This window comes from Rhizobium mongolense USDA 1844, assembly GCF_000419765.1.
Lineage (GTDB): Bacteria > Pseudomonadota > Alphaproteobacteria > Rhizobiales > Rhizobiaceae > Rhizobium > Rhizobium mongolense.
In genome coordinates, this window is the sequence record NZ_ATTQ01000005.1 from 132,315 (window position 1) to 148,579 (window position 16,265).

16 protein-coding genes and 1 tRNA gene are annotated in these 16,265 nt (G+C 61.4%); 5 read left to right on the forward strand and 12 right to left on the reverse strand.

Translation table 11 applies throughout. The features are described from left to right. Nucleotides 1-90: 90 nt before the first annotated feature. A complete protein-coding gene (locus A3C3_RS0110765) occupies nt 91-1,203 on the reverse strand; it encodes a pyridoxal phosphate-dependent aminotransferase (protein WP_028739557.1) in 1,113 nt (370 codons plus the stop codon). Nucleotides 1,204-1,296: 93 nt separating this feature from the next. Continuing rightward, nucleotides 1,297-1,704 (reverse strand): PilZ domain-containing protein, encoded by a 408-nt coding sequence (locus tag A3C3_RS0110770; RefSeq protein ID WP_022714614.1) that lies wholly within the window; start codon nt 1,702-1,704, stop codon nt 1,297-1,299. A gap of 269 nt (nt 1,705-1,973) precedes the next feature. Here A3C3_RS0110770 and A3C3_RS0110775 point away from each other — a divergent pair, with 269 nt between their 5' ends. Continuing rightward, nucleotides 1,974-2,420, forward strand: coding sequence for a baeRF12 domain-containing protein (locus A3C3_RS0110775; protein WP_022714615.1), 447 nt, complete (start codon nt 1,974-1,976; stop codon nt 2,418-2,420). A 45-nt stretch (nt 2,421-2,465) separates the two neighbouring features. Here the strand turns inward: A3C3_RS0110775 and A3C3_RS0110780 are convergent, their stop codons facing one another. Both A3C3_RS0110780 and A3C3_RS0110785 read right to left on the reverse strand, forming a co-directional pair. After that, complete coding sequence (locus A3C3_RS0110780; protein ID WP_022714616.1) at nt 2,466-3,332, reverse strand: LysR family transcriptional regulator; 867 nt, start codon at nt 3,330-3,332, stop codon at nt 2,466-2,468. Nucleotides 3,333-3,605: 273 nt separating this feature from the next. Continuing rightward, nucleotides 3,606-3,956, reverse strand: coding sequence for a hypothetical protein (locus tag A3C3_RS0110785; RefSeq protein WP_022714617.1), 351 nt, complete (start codon nt 3,954-3,956; stop codon nt 3,606-3,608). Between the two features lie 339 nt (nt 3,957-4,295). On the opposite strand from A3C3_RS0110785, the gene A3C3_RS0110790 reads away from it, so the two are divergent. After that, nucleotides 4,296-4,730 (forward strand): glyoxalase superfamily protein, encoded by a 435-nt coding sequence (locus A3C3_RS0110790; protein WP_028739558.1) that lies wholly within the window; start codon nt 4,296-4,298, stop codon nt 4,728-4,730. 22 nt (nt 4,731-4,752) lie between these two features. Here A3C3_RS0110790 and A3C3_RS46020 read toward each other — a convergent pair whose 3' ends face one another. The 8 genes from A3C3_RS46020 to A3C3_RS0110830 form a co-directional block, all read right to left on the reverse strand. Beyond that, on the reverse strand, nt 4,753-4,914 hold the full coding sequence (locus tag A3C3_RS46020) for a hypothetical protein (RefSeq protein ID WP_167521945.1): 162 nt from the start codon (nt 4,912-4,914) through the stop codon (nt 4,753-4,755). 102 nt (nt 4,915-5,016) lie between these two features. Continuing rightward, nucleotides 5,017-5,847 carry a helix-turn-helix transcriptional regulator gene (locus tag A3C3_RS0110800; RefSeq protein ID WP_022714620.1) on the reverse strand — a complete coding sequence of 277 codons (831 nt, stop codon included), beginning with the start codon at nt 5,845-5,847 and terminating at the stop codon, nt 5,017-5,019. A 61-nt stretch (nt 5,848-5,908) separates the two neighbouring features. Next, complete coding sequence (locus A3C3_RS0110805) at nt 5,909-6,133, reverse strand: DUF1127 domain-containing protein (RefSeq protein ID WP_022714621.1); 225 nt, start codon at nt 6,131-6,133, stop codon at nt 5,909-5,911. Between the two features lie 91 nt (nt 6,134-6,224). Then, a complete protein-coding gene (iolB, locus tag A3C3_RS0110810) occupies nt 6,225-7,022 on the reverse strand; it encodes a 5-deoxy-glucuronate isomerase (RefSeq protein WP_022714622.1) in 798 nt (265 codons plus the stop codon). Nucleotides 7,023-7,069: 47 nt separating this feature from the next. Continuing rightward, complete coding sequence (gene iolE / locus A3C3_RS0110815) at nt 7,070-7,969, reverse strand: myo-inosose-2 dehydratase (protein ID WP_022714623.1); 900 nt, start codon at nt 7,967-7,969, stop codon at nt 7,070-7,072. Between the two features lie 21 nt (nt 7,970-7,990). After that, on the reverse strand, nt 7,991-9,835 hold the full coding sequence (gene iolD / locus A3C3_RS0110820; protein WP_022714624.1) for a 3D-(3,5/4)-trihydroxycyclohexane-1,2-dione acylhydrolase (decyclizing): 1,845 nt from the start codon (nt 9,833-9,835) through the stop codon (nt 7,991-7,993). 24 nt (nt 9,836-9,859) lie between these two features. Then, nucleotides 9,860-11,794 carry a bifunctional 5-dehydro-2-deoxygluconokinase/5-dehydro-2-deoxyphosphogluconate aldolase gene (locus A3C3_RS0110825; RefSeq protein WP_022714625.1) on the reverse strand — a complete coding sequence of 645 codons (1,935 nt, stop codon included), beginning with the start codon at nt 11,792-11,794 and terminating at the stop codon, nt 9,860-9,862. Between the two features lie 92 nt (nt 11,795-11,886). After that, nucleotides 11,887-12,759 (reverse strand): MurR/RpiR family transcriptional regulator, encoded by an 873-nt coding sequence (locus A3C3_RS0110830; RefSeq protein ID WP_022714626.1) that lies wholly within the window; start codon nt 12,757-12,759, stop codon nt 11,887-11,889. 209 nt (nt 12,760-12,968) lie between these two features. Between A3C3_RS0110830 and A3C3_RS0110835 the strand changes: the two genes are divergently transcribed. The 3 genes from A3C3_RS0110835 to A3C3_RS0110845 all read left to right on the forward strand — a co-directional run bounded on the left by A3C3_RS0110835 (nt 12,969) and on the right by A3C3_RS0110845 (nt 15,561). After that, complete coding sequence (locus tag A3C3_RS0110835; protein WP_022714627.1) at nt 12,969-14,084, forward strand: Gfo/Idh/MocA family protein; 1,116 nt, start codon at nt 12,969-12,971, stop codon at nt 14,082-14,084. Nucleotides 14,085-14,169: 85 nt separating this feature from the next. Then, a complete protein-coding gene (locus tag A3C3_RS0110840; RefSeq protein WP_022714628.1) occupies nt 14,170-15,387 on the forward strand; it encodes an NAD(P)/FAD-dependent oxidoreductase in 1,218 nt (405 codons plus the stop codon). An 83-nt stretch (nt 15,388-15,470) separates the two neighbouring features. Continuing rightward, nucleotides 15,471-15,561: transfer RNA gene (locus tag A3C3_RS0110845), tRNA-Ser, on the forward strand. Nucleotides 15,562-16,265 lie beyond the last annotated feature (704 nt).

Sequence of the window (16,265 nt, forward strand, 5' to 3'; positions counted from 1 at the left end):
AAGAGGGACTGGCGGGCACCTTGGACGGGGCCGGGGCCGGGAGAACGGAAACCGCGACCGGCAGGAACAAGGCCGGCGCGGTTTTTCCATTTAGTCCAGCAAGCGGAGAACCCGGGGCAGGGCGTCCTCGAAGCGGGCCATATCCCGCTCCGGCCCGACGCTGACGCGGATGCAGCGGTTGAGCGGCGCGACACCCGGCATGCGGATAAAGACGCCGTGCTGCATCAGCCCGTCGACGATTGAGCGGGCATAGGTACCCTCGCGTCCGGCGTCGATTGTGACGAAGTTCGTGGCAGACGGCAGCGGCGAAAGCTGGTTGGCGCGGGCGATCGAGGCGATGTGTTCGCGCGCAGCATGGATATTGCCGACGACCTCGGCGAGATAGGCCTGATCCTTGAGCGCGGCAAGTGCCGCCGCCGTCGCCAGCCGGTTCATGCCGAAGTGGTTCCTGATCTTGTCGAAGGCGAGCGCCGTGCCGGGCGTCGAGATGGCATAGCCGACGCGTGCCCCGGCGAGACCATAGGCCTTCGAGAAGGTACGGGTGCGGACGACGTTCGCCAGGCCGATCAGCGCCTCGATCGAGGGAAGTGAGCCGGCAGGGCCGGTTTCGCTATAGGCTTCGTCGAGCACCAGCAGGCAGGTTTCCGGAAGGGCGCGGGCGAAGGCGACGATCCTGTCGGCATCCCACCAGCTTCCCATCGGATTGTCTGGATTAGCGAAGTAAACGAGTGGGGCGTTTTCGCGCTTCACCGCATCGAGCAGGCCGGAGAGATCCTCGCGGTCGTTGACGTAGGGCACCGTCACCAGCCGCCCGCCGAAGCCTGCGACATGGAAATTGAAGGTCGGATAGCCGCCGAGCGACGTGACGACCGGCATTCCCGGTTCGATCACCAGGCGGACGATCTGGCCGAGGAGTTCGTCGATGCCGCCGCCGATCGCGATATTGGCAGCCGTCACGCCGAGATGGGCAGCCAGCGCCTCGCGGAGATCGAAGTTTTCCGGATCGTTGTATTTCCAGATATCGCCCGCCTGCTCGCGCATCGCGGTAAGCACGGAGGGCGCGGGGCCGAAGCCGTTTTCATTGGCGCCGATGCGGGCCTCGACCTTGAGGCCGCGCTGGCGCTCGATGGCCTCGGGGCCGACAAAGGGAACGGTGGAAGGAAGGACGCTGACCAGCGGCGTAAAGCGCGAGAAGGCGGACATCGAAATGCAGGTTCCCGGGATGATGAAAAATCGCGCCAACAATAGGCACTGCCATCCTCAAGGCAAGGAAGATTATTCTATCGCGCGCGTGGGTTACGGTCTGCTTTCGATACGCGGTGCGCGATACGCTTCGATCGCTTCGAGATTACCAGCCATGAAGTCGGCTCGAACGACGCGCCGAAGCACTTCGGGGTCCAGCGTGTTGATGAAGCGGACACCGATGCGCTCGTTGTTGCGGTGGACCTCCGCGCAGCCGATGCGATAGGCAAGGCCGAGAATATTGAGATAGTAGTGTTTCGGCAGCCCGGCCGCCGACGAGACGACGAAGGTGGCGCCGCCGCGGGAAATATCCAGGATCTCCGCGCTTCGAAGCGAGATGCCGGTCAGGCACGGGCGGACGGCGACGATGCGGGCCGGGCGCCGAACGTTGAACTGTTCCCAGCGTACGTCGTAAACTTCCGATCTGACCGTAGCAAGGTGGGTTGCTCGGAGCATGGACATGACGCGGCTCTCCCTGGGCCAAGCTCATCCTGGCCCTGTTGTCGCATAACGTCACATGAATGTTTTTCGCATTCGTCAAACGGATCGAGACAATTTTAACGAAAGCTAATTTTGTTTTAAGCGCACAGGCCTGATTTCATTCGTTCAGGCATCGGATCACCTTTCCGAATCGATTTATGCGTGGACCCTCCGAACTCTTTCATTTACTGTACGTTTTGCCTCTGTCGATGAAGCATTTCGCTTCGAATTATCATTAAGAGGAAACGAAAATGGCTGACATCAAAGTGCCGTGGGAATCATGGGTCGTGGTCTGTGATGGTGCGAAGGCTTTGATCATGCGCAATGCAGGCAATGCGCTTCTCATGAACCTGCAGGTGCATGAGACGCTGAGCCAACCCAGCGAGCCCACCCGCGAACTCGGCACAGATAAGCCTGGGCGCGCCCATGCTCCGGACGGCACGAGCGGCAGCGCCATGGAGCAAACAGACTGGCAGGAGCAGGCGGAAGCCGATTTTCTGAGGCGGATCGCCGCGAAGTTGGATAAGCTGGTCCGTGAAAGGAACGGTAGCCGCATCATCCTGGTTGCGCCGCCCAAGGCGCTCGGTACTTTGAGACCGAACCTGAGTGCCGAAGCGCAGGCAGCCATCTCCGCGGAAGTTCCCAAGGATTATACCAACATGCCGGTCGATGAGATCGAGCGCCGCCTGGCTGCCTGATCGTTTCACCGGAAGAAGAGCGCGGGTAAAAGGCTCGCGCTTTTTTCATCCACCGCGCTTTCCTCCTGCAAACAAATCCTCGTTCTCGCCGAAAAGCGCGGCTAGTCTGTCGATGACCGTACGCACCTCCGGACGCTGGCGCTCGTCGTCATGCGCCGTGATCCACATGTCATAGGTGAGCGGCTCGATGATCGGTCCGGCGCGCGTCAGGCCGGGCTCAGCATCGCCTATGAAGCATGGCAGCACGCCGCGGCCGGCACCGCCGCGGATCAGGTGGAAGAGCATATGTGGCGTGTTCGTCCAGCCGGTGATCCAATAGTCCGGCTGCTCGAAGGTCCATTTGTCCGCCGGTGTGATCGCGATGTCGGTGCCCAGCGAAATCCAGTTGCGGTTGTCATCGTCAAAGCTTGCCGCCTGGTAGGCGGCGTGCGCTACCGTTACCGAACGGCGAATCGCGATATTGCCGTTTTCCGGACGGCTGTGCCGGATGGCGATATGCGCTTCGCGATAGGTGAAGTCGACGCCCGCGTCACAGGTCTTGTAGCACATGCGGAACCGGTCCTTCGGCGTCCAGATTCTTGCCAAGTGGTCGGCGATGAAACGCGACGTCCAGCTGTCGGCGGCCGTCGAAACGATCGGCAGGGTCAGCACTTCGCCGCGCCAGTCGGAGATCGACTGAGCGGCCTCCTGCATCAGGCGCACGCGCTCCAGAAGCGCCGTGCCGTCCTTTGCCAGCAGATAACCGGTTGGCCCACGTGTGAAGAGCGCGCGGCCCGTGGCCCGCTCGAGCGCCAGCATGCGCCGGCCGATCGTCGGCGCGCTGAGGCCGGTCTTTGACGCTGCCGCCGACAGTCCGCCGGCGGTCGCGACATGGAAGAAGAGTTGAAGATCGTCCCAGTTCGCGTCTTTCATTTTTGAAAACCCCCTTTCTTCCGCAGGCTCTACATTCGGTTGCGGCGAAGGCCTAGTTCAAGTGCTCCAACAGATAGATGGAGAACCTGACAATGCTTCTCAACTGGGTAGTTCTTTGGAACGAGCTTGAGGAAAGAGACAGAAGCCGCCGCGATCCCCTGGCAGACCCGCTCGATGGGCCGGAATGGGACGGCCTGCGGTGGCTCCTGCCGTTGATCGTGTGGTTTGCCGCGCGCGACAGTGCCCGCCCTCCCGACCGGGCAGCAAGGAGAGTCAGACGTCCGCTTCGAAGCTCAGGCGCAGCACATGGTGCAGGAATTCCGCATTGATCAGCATGTTGAAGCTGATCGTTACAAGCTCGCCTTCGCGTTTGACGACCGTCGAACCGATCTCGTCGCGGATGCCGAGGATTTCCAGGAAAAAGTGGTTCGGAACCTCGAGCGTCGGGCTCACTTCGAGGACGGCGCCGGCGAGATTGATGGTGCGGATGAGGCAGCGGACCTGCGTGCCGGTGCTGAGGTGATGGCCGACGATAATGATCTTGCCGGGCCGGTCGAGGGAGAAATCCCGGTAGGATTTCTCCCGCTCGTTGCTGTCGTCGTTGAGGTGCGTCTGAAAGGCCATTTCAGCCTCCGCTCGTTGTACGATTGAAAGGTAACGCATGAATGCTGACAGGTACTGAACCGGATCAATAGAATTTGAGCCTTATGCGTAGCTTGACGGAAAAAACCCTTGATTTCCGCAATCGCGGAAGAGCCGGGCGGTCCATTCTGGGGCAATTCTTGACATAGCGGGCCGCTTCGCCCATAGCAGGCGCCGGTTCGAGGCGCCGGCCGCTCGCGGACGAAAGTCCATGGTGAAGTCCTCGAAGTTCACGTCGCAGCCAATTGGTGCATGCTGACCGACGGCAATGCGAGCTCCCCTTTGCAGTCAAAATGGCATGCCTTCCGAAAGGCTCCGCACATGACGACCTATCTTACCATCGACGAACTGAAGGCCCAGGCAAAGCGACTTCGCCAGGCGATGGAAACGCGCGGTACTGCGATTTCGCACGGGGCCGCGCTCGAACTCCTTGCCCGGCAACATGGTGCGCGCGACTGGAATACGCTTTCGGCCCTCGCAACAAAGCCGAACGCCGATCCCATCGCCGCGCTCCTTGTCGGCTCGCACGTGCGCGGCCGCTACCTGAACCAGCCGTTTACCGGCAAGGTTCTGGCACTCGCAGAGACCGGCGGTGGGCTTTACAAGATCACCATCCATTTCGATGAACCGGTGGATGTCGTGACCTTCGAGAGCTTCTCCGCGTTCCGGCAGCGCATCAACGCGCAGATCGACACGAACGGCGTCTCGCCGCGGAAGACATCGACGGGCCAGCCGCATCTGGTGCTCGATATCTAGCCGCGGGGGAGAGGTCCTGACCTTAGTTCTTGCCGGTCGTCGCTGCGGTTGCAGCGGCGTCGGCCTCCTTCAGCGCTGCGGCGCATTCTTCGCAGCAGACCTCGACGGTCTTGCCGCCGAGTTTGACGCTTATAGCCGTAGGACCGAGTTCGCAGTCGCAGGCAGCGCATGTGGTCTTCTTCATCTGATGATCCTCCGTTTGATCGTCCCGCGACCGGGACAGGATCATAAGATCATCAGGAGAGGCATCGGCGCTGTCGAAATCTTTAGCGATCGGCCCTGCGGTTCACCTCAGTCGCGCCAAGCGTTGAAATTCGGCGGGCGTCTGGCCGAAGGCCTGCTTGAAGGAGGCACTGAAGTGGCTGTGGCTCGAGAAGCCCAGATCGAGGCCGAGCGCGGTAAGGTCCTCGTATTTTCCAAGAAGATCAAGGGCGCGGGCAAGGCGCAGCCGCAGTTGATAGCGATAAAGCGGCGTCGCTTCCACCTGCTGGAAAACCTGGGTCAGATAGACGGGCGAGACGCCGACTTCCTTGGCGATCTCGGCCAGGGTCCAGCGGCGCGCGGGATCTGAAGAGAGCACGAGCTTTGTCCGGTCGACCAGCTTCTGCCGTCCGGCGCTGGCGCCCGCGGCATGCGAGGTGCGCTCGCCGAGCGAGCGGCGCACGAGCGTCAGCGCCAGTGTCTCGGCCTCAAGCGGCTCGGCTGCTTGCCGGTGCAGGCCATGGCGCAGCAGCGCAACCAGCGCCTGGGCGCGCGGATCGATCCGGCGGCGCTGGCGGCGGAAGGAGAGAAGTTCGCCTGCCTGCACCTGCTCCTTCGGCGCAAGCTCTGCAAGTACGGATTCGTCGATCGCCAGATCGATGCAGGCATCGCCGCCTTCGACCGGATGGCTGATCCGGTAACCCTGGCCGGCATTGAAGAACAGCATCTGGTTGGCCTCGGCCACCGTATCGTTGCGGCCGACATGGCGCATGAAGACGCCGCGATAGGGATAGACGAGACTTGTCCCGTGGGCGCATTCCTCGCCGCTCTTGTGGCGGCACTCCCCACTGCAGACGATGTCACGAATCGTCGCGGTCTTCGTTTTCAAGAGCAGGGCGGTTGATATCTGCGGCATCGAGTCTTCCCGGTCCGATAGGCGGCGATAGGAGGCCCGCCTGTTTGCACGGTATCACACCTCAGTAGCGTGAGTAGACATGGACGTCGCTTTCGGTCTGGCCGCGCGAAAGACCGATATCCTTGAGCTGGCCGTCTGAAAGCTCGAGCAGGGCGTTGCGATTGCGCCGTTCGGCCATCTTGCGCGCCATCCAGCGCGCTGCCGCGACGAGGATTGCAAGCAGCCATGGCTGCATCGCATGCGAGGAAGGCAATCGCCGGGACGGGATGAAGCTTGAGCTGCGCATGGTGATCCTCCATCCTTTCTGATTGGATGGAGGCAGTGAACCACCTGCGGGTCTTCCGCGCTGTCAGATTATTTAGCGATCGAAGGCCGCGCTACGCCTTCAGCAGCCATTCGTGCTCGGGCGCATTGTGGAATTTCCAGATGCGCTTCGGACCGGCCATGACGTTGAGATAGTAAAGGTCGTAGCCGTGGCAGGCAGCACAGGGGTGGTAGCCCTTCGGCACCAGCGTCACGTCGCCGTCTTCCAGCACCATCACCTCGTCCAGCGAGCGGTCGTCGGTGTAGACGCGCTGGAAGCCGAAGCCCTGCGGCGGGTTCAGACGGTGGTAATAGGTCTCTTCGAGGAAGCTTTCGTTCGGCAGGTTGTCCTGGTCGTGCTTGTGCGGCGGATAGGAAGACGTATGGCCGCCCGGCGTGATGACTTCGACGACCAGCAACGAATGCGCCGAGCTGTCGTCCTCCGGCATGATGTTGTTGACGTAGCGGACATTCGTGCCCTTGCCGCGCGTGAGTGCCGGATGGGTGCCCGGCGGGAGGGCCTTCGCCTCGTAGGTGCCGCCGCCCGGTGCCGAGCAGACGGCGAGTTCCAGATCGGTCTCGGCCGTCACCGACCAGGTCGATTCCATCGGGATATAAAGCGCATGCGGGCTGCCCTCAAAGGGGCTCATGCGCTCGCCAAGCGTACCGAAATCCTTGGTACCGGCCTTCGCCTTGCCCTTGCCGCTCACCCAGACGAGGCAGACCTCGCGGTCGCCGGTCTCGCCGGACGCAGTTTCGCCCGGCTTCAGCCGGTGGAGGTCGAAGCCCACATAGGTCCAGCCGGCATTCTCCGGCGTGACATGGGTGACGCGGCCGTTCGTGCCGTTCGGCTTGACCTTGAGATTGGGCATGGTGGTTTCTCCTTGTAAGCTCTGGGGGGCTGGCTCCGGCAGTCAACTCAACCCTTGTCCAACCCAGCTTCCTTCGCAAAACCCTTCAGTGCCTTGAGCCCCATCGACTGATACTCGAACGGATTGCGCTTGAGCGGGTCCTGCTCGGCTTCGATCACCAGCCAGCCCTCGTAACCGTGTTCGGCGGCGACCCTAAGGACCGGCAGGAAATCGACGCCGCCCTCCTTGTCGCCGGGGACCGTAAAGACGCCGCGGCGCACGCCTTCGAGGAAGGAGAGCTTGTTGCCCTCGACCTGATTGCGGATGTCCGGGCGGACGTTCTTCGCGTGGATATGGCGGACGCGGTGCATGTACTTCTTTGCGACTTCCACCGGGTCGCTGCCGCCGAACCAGGCATGTCCGGTGTCGAGCAGCAGCTTCGTTGCCGGGCCGGTATTCTCCATCAGCTTGTCGATCTCGGCACCTGTCTGCACGACCGTGCCCATATGGTGATGATAGACGAGATCGATGCCCTGATCCGCGCAATATTGCGCGATCGCCTCGATATCGGCGCCGAACTTCTTCCACTGATCGTCGGCGAGAGCCGGCTTGTCGGCCAGAGCTTTGCTGTCGTTGCCGTGGATGGCGTTCGACGTTTCGCAGACGATGCACACCTTGCAATCATTGGCCTTGAGCATGTCGAGATGCGGCTGGATCGCTTGTCTCTCGTCCTCGACACTGTGGTCGAGCAGGTTAAGCGAGTGCCAGCCGGATACGAAGACGAGTTTGTGCGCGGCGAGCACTTTCTTCAGTTCGTGGCCGTCGGACGGCATCTTGTGGCCTTTCTCGATGCCGTCGAAGCCGATCCTTTCGCAATCGCTGAGGCAGTCTTCGAGCGTCAAATGCGCGCCGATCGTGCGGTCGTCGTCATTGCTCCAGGCGATGGGGTTGGTCCCGTAGCGGATCATCGTTGTCTCCGGATATGTGATTTAGCGTTGATGCTTGCGCGCTTCGACATAGTTCTTGCGCGCCTTGTTGACCTGTTCGCGCGGGCTGACCTCAGGAACGGCGACATCCCACCAGTGACCGCCGGCTTTTGTCGTGATCAGCGGGTCGGTATCGATGACGAAGACCGAGGTACGGTCGTTCTTTTTCGAATCGGCAATCGCCCTCTCCAGTTCGGCAATCGAAGAAACCTTGACCGCGATGGCGCCCATGCTCTCGGCATGTGCCCGGAAGTCGATTTCCGGCATCACCTGATGGTAGGAGTCCTTCAGCAGGTTGTTGAAGTTCGCACCGCCCGTTTCCATCTGCAGGCGGTTGATGCAGCCGTAGCCGCGGTTGTCGAGCAGGACGACGTTCACCTTGATCCCCATCATCACCGAGGTTGCGAGCTCGGAGTTCAGCATCATGTAGGAGCCGTCACCGACGAGAACGAAAACCTCCTTATCCGGGTTCGCCATCTTGGTGCCGAGGCCGCCGGCGACCTCGTAACCCATGCAGGAGAAGCCGTATTCCATGTGGTAGCTGCCGGGGGCTGTTGCCGGCCACAGCTTGTGCATCTCGCCCGGCAGGCCGCCTGCGGCGCAAAGTCCGATCGCCTTTTCCAGTTCGATCGAGCGCGTCACCGCGCCGATCACCTGCGCATCCGAGGGCAGAGCGGCATTGGTGGAAGCCATCGCCTTGTTGGCAGCATCCATCCAGACGTTCTTTTCCTTCGTCGCCCTTTCCGTGAGTGCCGCCGGCGCCTTCCAGTCGCCAAGCCCTTTCGACAGTGCCTTCAGGCCTTCGCGGGCGTCGGCGACCAGCGGCTGACCGTCATGCTTGTAGGCATCGTAGGCGGCGATGTTGAGGCCGAGGATCTTCAGCTTGTCGTTCTTGAACAGCGCCCAGGAGCCGGTGGTGAAGTCCTGGCAGCGGGTGCCGACGGCGATGATGAGGTCGGTTTCCTCAGCAATGGCGTTGGCAGCCGAAGTGCCGGTGACGCCGACGGAGCCGAGCGCCAGAGGGTGGCGCTCGTCGATCGAGGATTTGCCGGCCTGGCTGACGACGACGGGAATGCCGTGGGCCTCGACGAAGGCTTCAAGTTCCTGCGTCGCCTGTGAATAGAGCACGCCGCCGCCGGAGATGATCACCGGCTTTTCGGCGGATTTGATCAGCGTGATCGCAGAGGCCAGTTCATCGGCGTCCGGCTGCGGGCGGCGGATCGTCCAGACCTTTTCTTCGAAGAGGCTCTCCGGATAGTCGAAGGCTTCCGCCTGGACGTCCTGGCAAAGCGAGAGTGTCACCGGGCCGCAATCCAGCGGATCGGTCAAGACCTGCATGGCGCGCTTCAGCGCCGTGATGATCTGCTCGGGGCGGGTAATGCGGTCGAAGTAGCGCGACACCGCGCGAAAGGCGTCGTTGGCCGAAACCGTGCCGTCGCCCCAGTCCTCGATCTGCTGCAGCACCGGATCGGGCGCGCGGTTGGCGAAGACATCGCCTGGCAGGAAGAGCACCGGGATGCGGTTGACATGTGCGACGCCGGCCGCCGTCACCATATTCAGTGCGCCGGGGCCGATCGAGGTCGTGCAGGCCATGAACCGCTGGCGGAAGCTTGCCTTTGCATAGGCGATCGCCGCATGGGCCATGCCCTGTTCGTTATGGGCGCGATACGTCGGCAGCTCGCCGCGCACCTGATAGAGCGCCTCGCCGATGCCGGCGACATTGCCGTGGCCGAAGATTGCCCAGACGCCGCCGAAGATCGGCACCTTCTTGCCGTCGACGACAGTCATTTGCTTCTTCAGGAAATGCGCAACAGCCTGCGCCATCGTCAATCGGATCGTCTTGCCCATCGGGCACCTCCCAAATGCTCTTAGTTAATGCAGGCCGCGGGTTTTCAACCAGGCCTCGGTCAGTCGGCGGAAGCGTCCGGCCATGTCGGCGATTGCTTCCTCGTCATTCATATTGCCGGAGAGCCAGGCGCGCGCCGCATCGGCAAAAATGGTGCGGCCGACGGCAAAGCCTTTTACCGAAGGGGCGGCAAGCGTTGCCTCGAAGCCCTTCACGAGCTCTTCGGCCGGCGCCTCCAGCCCGAGCAGCACGATGCCGCGGCACCACGGATCGTTCTTGGCGATCACGGCTTCGATCTTCCTCCAGGCAGCCGTCGAAGCCTGCGGCTCCAGTTTCCACCAGTCCGGCTTGATACCGAGCGCATAAAGCTCTTCCATTGCCGTCGAGATCGTCTCGTCGGTCAGCGGGCCGTTCTTGCTGGCGATGATTTCCACCAGCAGTTCGCGGCCGACTTTGCGCGCGGCCTGAAAGAGGGTGCGCAGCTTCTCCTGCTGCTTGCTCTTGAGATCGGTCGGATCATCTGGATGATAGAAGCACAGGCACTTGATGCAGTGGTCGAGTGGCCATTCGACAAGCTGCGAGCCGATATCCTGGCTGAACTCGAAGCGCAGTGGCTTCGAACCCGGCAATTCGACCGGCCGTCCGATCCAAGAGAAGTTCTTGCTCGCCGCATCGAAGAAGGCGTCACGGCCGAACCGCTCGTCGATCAGCATGCCATAGCCGTCGCGGCCGCCGGCAACGCGCGCTGCCGCTTCGACGGCCAGTCGCTTGAAGGCGACGATCTTCTTGTAGTCGACGCCCAACTCGTCGCACACGCTAGTGAGTTGCGACCGATGGTCGATGGCGAGCGCCATCAGCAGCGGAATATCGCCCTTGCGCGTCGAAGCCCAGTGGATGTGGTTGATCGCCTCGTCCTTGCGTAGCGCGCGGTGCTCGCTACCGTTCCTCAGGAAGAAATCGAGCTCCGCCCAGGTCGGATATTCCGGCGAGCAAAGCAGGCGGGAGACGGCAAAGGCGCCGCATGCATTGGCCCAGGTGGCGCAGGTCTTCAGCGGCTCGTCCTTCAGCCAGCCGCGCAGGAAGCCGGACATGAAGGCGTCGCCGGCGCCGAGCACGTTGAAGACCTCGATCGGGAAGCCCTGGCCGATGATGCCTGCTTCCAGATCGTCGGCGATCGGTCCGTCGTAGACGATGCAGCCCATCGCGCCGCGCTTCAGCACGATTGTTGCCGGCGAAAGGCGGCGGATTTCCTTGAGCGCGCCGAGCACGTCATCCGCGCCGGAGGCGATCAGGATTTCCTCCTCGGTGCCCACGATGAGGTCGCAATCCGGCAGCGTCTCCTTCATCTTCGACGAGACGCGGTCGGACTTCACATAGCGCTCGAAGCCCTCGGCATGGCCGGCAAGCCCCCAGAGGTTCGGCCGGTAGTCGATGTCGAAGATCACCTTGCGGCCATTCGCCTTGGCGATCCGGATCGCCTTTCGCTGCGCAGCCTCAGTGTTTTGTCGCGAGAAATGTGTGCCGGACACGAGAACGGCGCGTGACGACTGGATGAAGTCCTCGTCGATATCGCCTTCGTCGAGCGCCATGTCGGCGCAATCCGAGCGATAGAAGATCATCGGCGAAACGCCTTCTGCTTCCACCGCAAGCAGCACGAGTGCCGTCAGCCGTTCGTTGTCTGTCCGGATACCCTTAGTTTCCACACCTTCGCGCGCCGACTGCTCGATGATGAAGCGGCCCATTTGTTCGTTGCCGACGCGAGTGATCAGGCCGGACTTGAGGCCGAGGCGCGCCGTGCCGATAGCGATATTGGCCGGGCAGCCGCCGACGGATTTGGCGAACGAGCCGATGTCCTCCAGCCGCGAACCGATCTGCTGGCCATAGAGATCGACGGAAGAGCGGCCGATGGTGATTACATCAAGAGACGGCTCGGGCTGCAGACCCGGATTCGATTGTGCCATGATGTCCTCCCGCTAAATTCCTGCAGGACCTTGCCGCCTGCAGATTTCGAATAATGAAACATTGGTTCCGAGTTTTTGTCAATTCGGAATATTTATTCCATTTTCTCTTTTGCGGTTTTGGGATGGTGAAGTTTGCGCCGGCGCTCGGCGATCGCCACCGGCAGCGCCATCACCAGCGCCATGGAGGCGGAAAGCGAGCGGAAGCCGGCAAAGTCAGCTTCGGCAACCTCGAACCAGCAAGCGGCGCGGGCCGCAAGCGGTGAGAAAGCCGAATCGGTGATCGCGACGACCGGCACGCCGCGATCGGCCAACCCTTCGGCCTGGCTGAGGCTGTCGGCAGCGTACGGCGAGAAGCTGGCGGCGATCGCCGCATCCTTCGGCGTTGCGAACTGCACCATCTCCGGATCGACCCCATTCGGCGAAGCGACGATCTGGTGGCGGATGCCAAGTTTTGAGAGGGCATATGTCATATGCGCCGTGAGCGGATAGGAGCGGCGTTTCGCTATAAGAAATATGGTGTCCGCCGCCGCCAGGATATCGACGGCCCTGGTGAAGGTCTCCGTCTCGACGGTCGCCGCCATGCGGTTGATGGATTGGGTGGCCGCGGCGATGAACCCTGAAAGCAGATTGGCATCCTCGTCACCTTCGGATTGCTCCAGCGTGGCGAGGCGCTCCTCGTAGCTCAGCGTCCGCTCGCGCAGCCGCTCGCGGAAAATGCTTTGGAGGTCGGAGAAGCCCTCATAACCGAGGTGACGGGCGAGCCGCACCAGCGTCGACGGCTGGACGTCCGAAGCCGCCGCGATGCTCGCCGTCGTGCCGAAGGCAATCTCGTCCGGATTGCCGAGCGCAAAGGCGGCGACCTGGGCCAGCCGCTTCGGCATGCTTGCCTTGCGCTCGATGATCGTGCTGCGCAGGCTTTCGAAATCGCGGGGCACGCGCACAAATCTCTTGGTGTCGTTATCCATGCAGGCAGTCCATGCGATGAAACAAATATTCCATATTCAAAAGCATAAATGATTTCGCTTTGCGATCCTAACTGTTTTTAATCCCCTGGAAATAAAGGGTTTTGAACAATATTCGACGTTGCCTGACGCAAATGACGCAGCCGTGCCGCCTTGTCAAAACGGTCCAAATATTCCAAAAATCATCGCGGACATGGAGGAAAGTACGGAAAATGAAACCACTCGGCATCGGTTTGATCGGCACCGGTTATATGGGCAAGTGCCACGCGCTGGCCTGGAATGCGGTGAAGACTGTCTTCGGTGATGTCGAGCGTCCAAGGCTCGTGCATCTGGCCGAAGCCAACGCAGACCTCGCGAAATCGCGCGCTGCCGAATTCGGCTTCGAAAAGGCGACGGCCGACTGGAAAGCGCTGATTGCCGATCCGGAAGTCGATGTCGTCTCCGTTACCACACCGAACCAGTTCCATGCCGAAATGGCAATTGCGGCGCTCGAGGCCGGAAAACATGTGTGGTGCGAAAAACCGATGGCTCCCGCCTTTGCCGATGCCGAGCACATGCTGAAAGCGGCGAGGGCTTCGGGCAAGGTAGCCGTTCTCGGATACAACTATATCCAGAACCCGGTCGTGCGGCACATCAAGACGCTGATCGGTGAGGGTGCCATCGGCGCTGTCAATCACATGCGCGTCGAGATGGATGAGGATTTCATGGCCGATCCGGAGGGCCTCTTCTATTGGAAGAGCGAACTGGCTTCCGGTTATGGCGCGCTTGACGATTTCGCCGTGCATCCGCTCTCGCTGCTCTGGTATCTCTCCGGCCACGTCGAAGCGGTCATTACCGACATGGTTAAACCTTATGCCGACCGTCCGCTCATGGGAGGCGGTCGCCGTGCGGTCGAGAATCACGATGGCGCAAACGTCCTGATGCGTCTTGGCGGCGGCATCTGCGCCGTACTGATGGCAAACCGTGCCGCCTGGGGCCGCAAGGGCCGCATCGCACTGCAGATTTTTGGATCGAAAGGATCGATCGCCTACGATCAGGAACGCATGAACGAATTCGAGCTCTATCAGGCCGAGGGCCGCGGCACCGAGCAGGGCTTCCGCAAGATCCTCGCAGCGCCCGCCCACCAGCCTTACGACCGCTTCATTCCCGCGCCTGGCCATGGCCTCGGCTTCAACGACCTGAAGATCATCGAATGCCGCGAGCTGATCCGCGCCATTTCCGGTCAGCCGTCGTCCTTGGTCACGTTCGAAGACGGTCTCAGGATAGAGAGGTCGGTGCATGCCATGGCACAGTCCTTCCACGAGCGCCGCTGGATCGAGATCGGCTGACGGGCAAGATCGCTTCCTGTTGACGGCGCCAAGGGCGGGGGCTACGTCTCGCCTCTATAATAACGCTGCTTGTGGGAGTGGGATCGTGACGGACAGACTGGTAATCATCGGTGCGGGGCAGGCGGGCTTCGCGATGGCCGCAAAGCTGCGCGCGCTGCACGACACCCGCCCAATCACCATTATCGGCGCCGAGGACGTTCTGCCCTACCAGCGGCCGCCGCTTTCGAAGAAATACCTGCTCGGCGAGATGACCTTCGACCGCCTGCTGTTCCGCCCCGAGCACTGGTATCCGGACAATAATGTCGAAATCCGCCTTGCGACCTTTGTCGAGCAGATCGACCGCGACAAGAAAGAGGTCGCGCTGCAGGACGGCTCGATCCTTGACTACGGCACGCTGGCGCTGACCACGGGTTCGACGCCGCGCAGGCTGCCGGCAGCCGTCGGTGGCGATCTCGACGGCGTCTATGTCGCCCGCGACAAGCGCGATGCGGACCTCCTCGCCGACGAGATGCGGCCCGGTCGGCGCGTCCTTATTATAGGCGGCGGTTATATCGGTCTCGAAGCGGCAGCCGTTGCGCGCTATCGCGGGCTCGAAGTGACCGTCATCGAAATGGCCGACCGCATTCTCCAGCGCGTTGCCGCCAAGGAAACGGCCGATATCATCCGCGCGATCCACGAGAGTCATGATGTCGTGATCCGCGAAAAGACCGGGCTTAAGCGTCTCGTCGGCAGGGATGGTCATGTTTGCGGCGCTGAGCTCTCTGACGGCTCGGTGATCGAGATCGATTTCGCCGTCGTCGGCATCGGCGTCGTGCCGAACGACCAACTGGCCAAGGAAGCCGGTCTAGACGTTGCGAACGGCATCCTCGTCAACGAATTCGCCCGCACCTCGGACACGTCGATCTTTGCCGCCGGCGATTGCGCCGTGCAACCCTGGCAGGATGGGCGGATAAGACTCGAATCGGTACAGAACGCCGTCGACCAGGCTGAAGCCGCCGCTGCGGTCATCGCCGGCGGTGACGCGCCCTATGACCCGAAGCCGTGGTTCTGGTCCGATCAGTATGACGTGAAGCTGCAGATTGCCGGCTTCAACCTCGGCTACGACGAAACCCTTTTGCGCCCCGGCGCCCGCGAAGGCGCGCATTCCGTCTGGTACTTCAGAAACGGCCAGTTCATCGCCGTCGACGCGATCAATGACGCAAAGGCCTATGTGACGGGCAAGAAGCTGCTGGAAACAGGAATCAATCCCGACAAGGCCGTGCTGGCGGACGCGGCCGCCGATCTCAAGCAGTTGCTGGCTTAAGATCACAGCATTGTTTTCTTCCCGGATGGAAGCCGAAAAAGCGCTTGCTTCACCTGCCGAATGACTCTATCAGGGCTCCCACCGGAGAGGTGGCCGAGTGGTCGAAGGCGCTCCCCTGCTAAGGGAGTATACGTCAAAAGCGTATCGAGGGTTCGAATCCCTTCCTCTCCGCCACAAAATATATTGTCCGACCCGGTAGGTACCAAAACGTACCTAAGTGTCACGGGTGACTTGCAGACGCTCTCCCTAAGCCTTCCGGTAGAAAATGCCCGTGTCAAGATCGACCCTGTGTTTGGCATCCATTGCTGCCTGAGCATCGCCGACAATCGCGTTCCCGTATAAACGCCGACCAACTCCTGCCGGGCAATCACCCTATCTCGCAGGTGGGGGGAAATCATAAAATCGGTTTGATCTGCCCCGGCCTATACGGATCCCGTGAAATCGAATCCCTCCGCGCCAGAATCGCCTGAAGAGAATCAATTCTCATCCGGACGTGATTCCTGCGGCGAAGCATCGTCAATTCGGATGCCCCCTTGTCCACGGTCGCATTGCGGGGCCGTCATAAAAGCCGCCGAATCTGGCTGGAAATTGGTATCAATGCGGCACAGGATGCGTCGTGCCATACATGTGAGGCGATGCTAAACCCCTGCAAAACCGGCAGTTTCTTAACAAAGCATAAAGAAATGCGGCGACGCGTGCCCAACTTGTGGCCTTTCAGCAACAGGGCGGCGGTAAGGCTGATGCAAATACCACAAAGGAGTAAGTTGGTGATTGCGTGACAGGCGCGGTCTTGTATTTTCAACCTCGGAAGCGAGGGCGGTTGATCGTCCGACTTCTTGAAACATGGGGATGGGGCAGGGAACGCTGCTCAAGGCGAA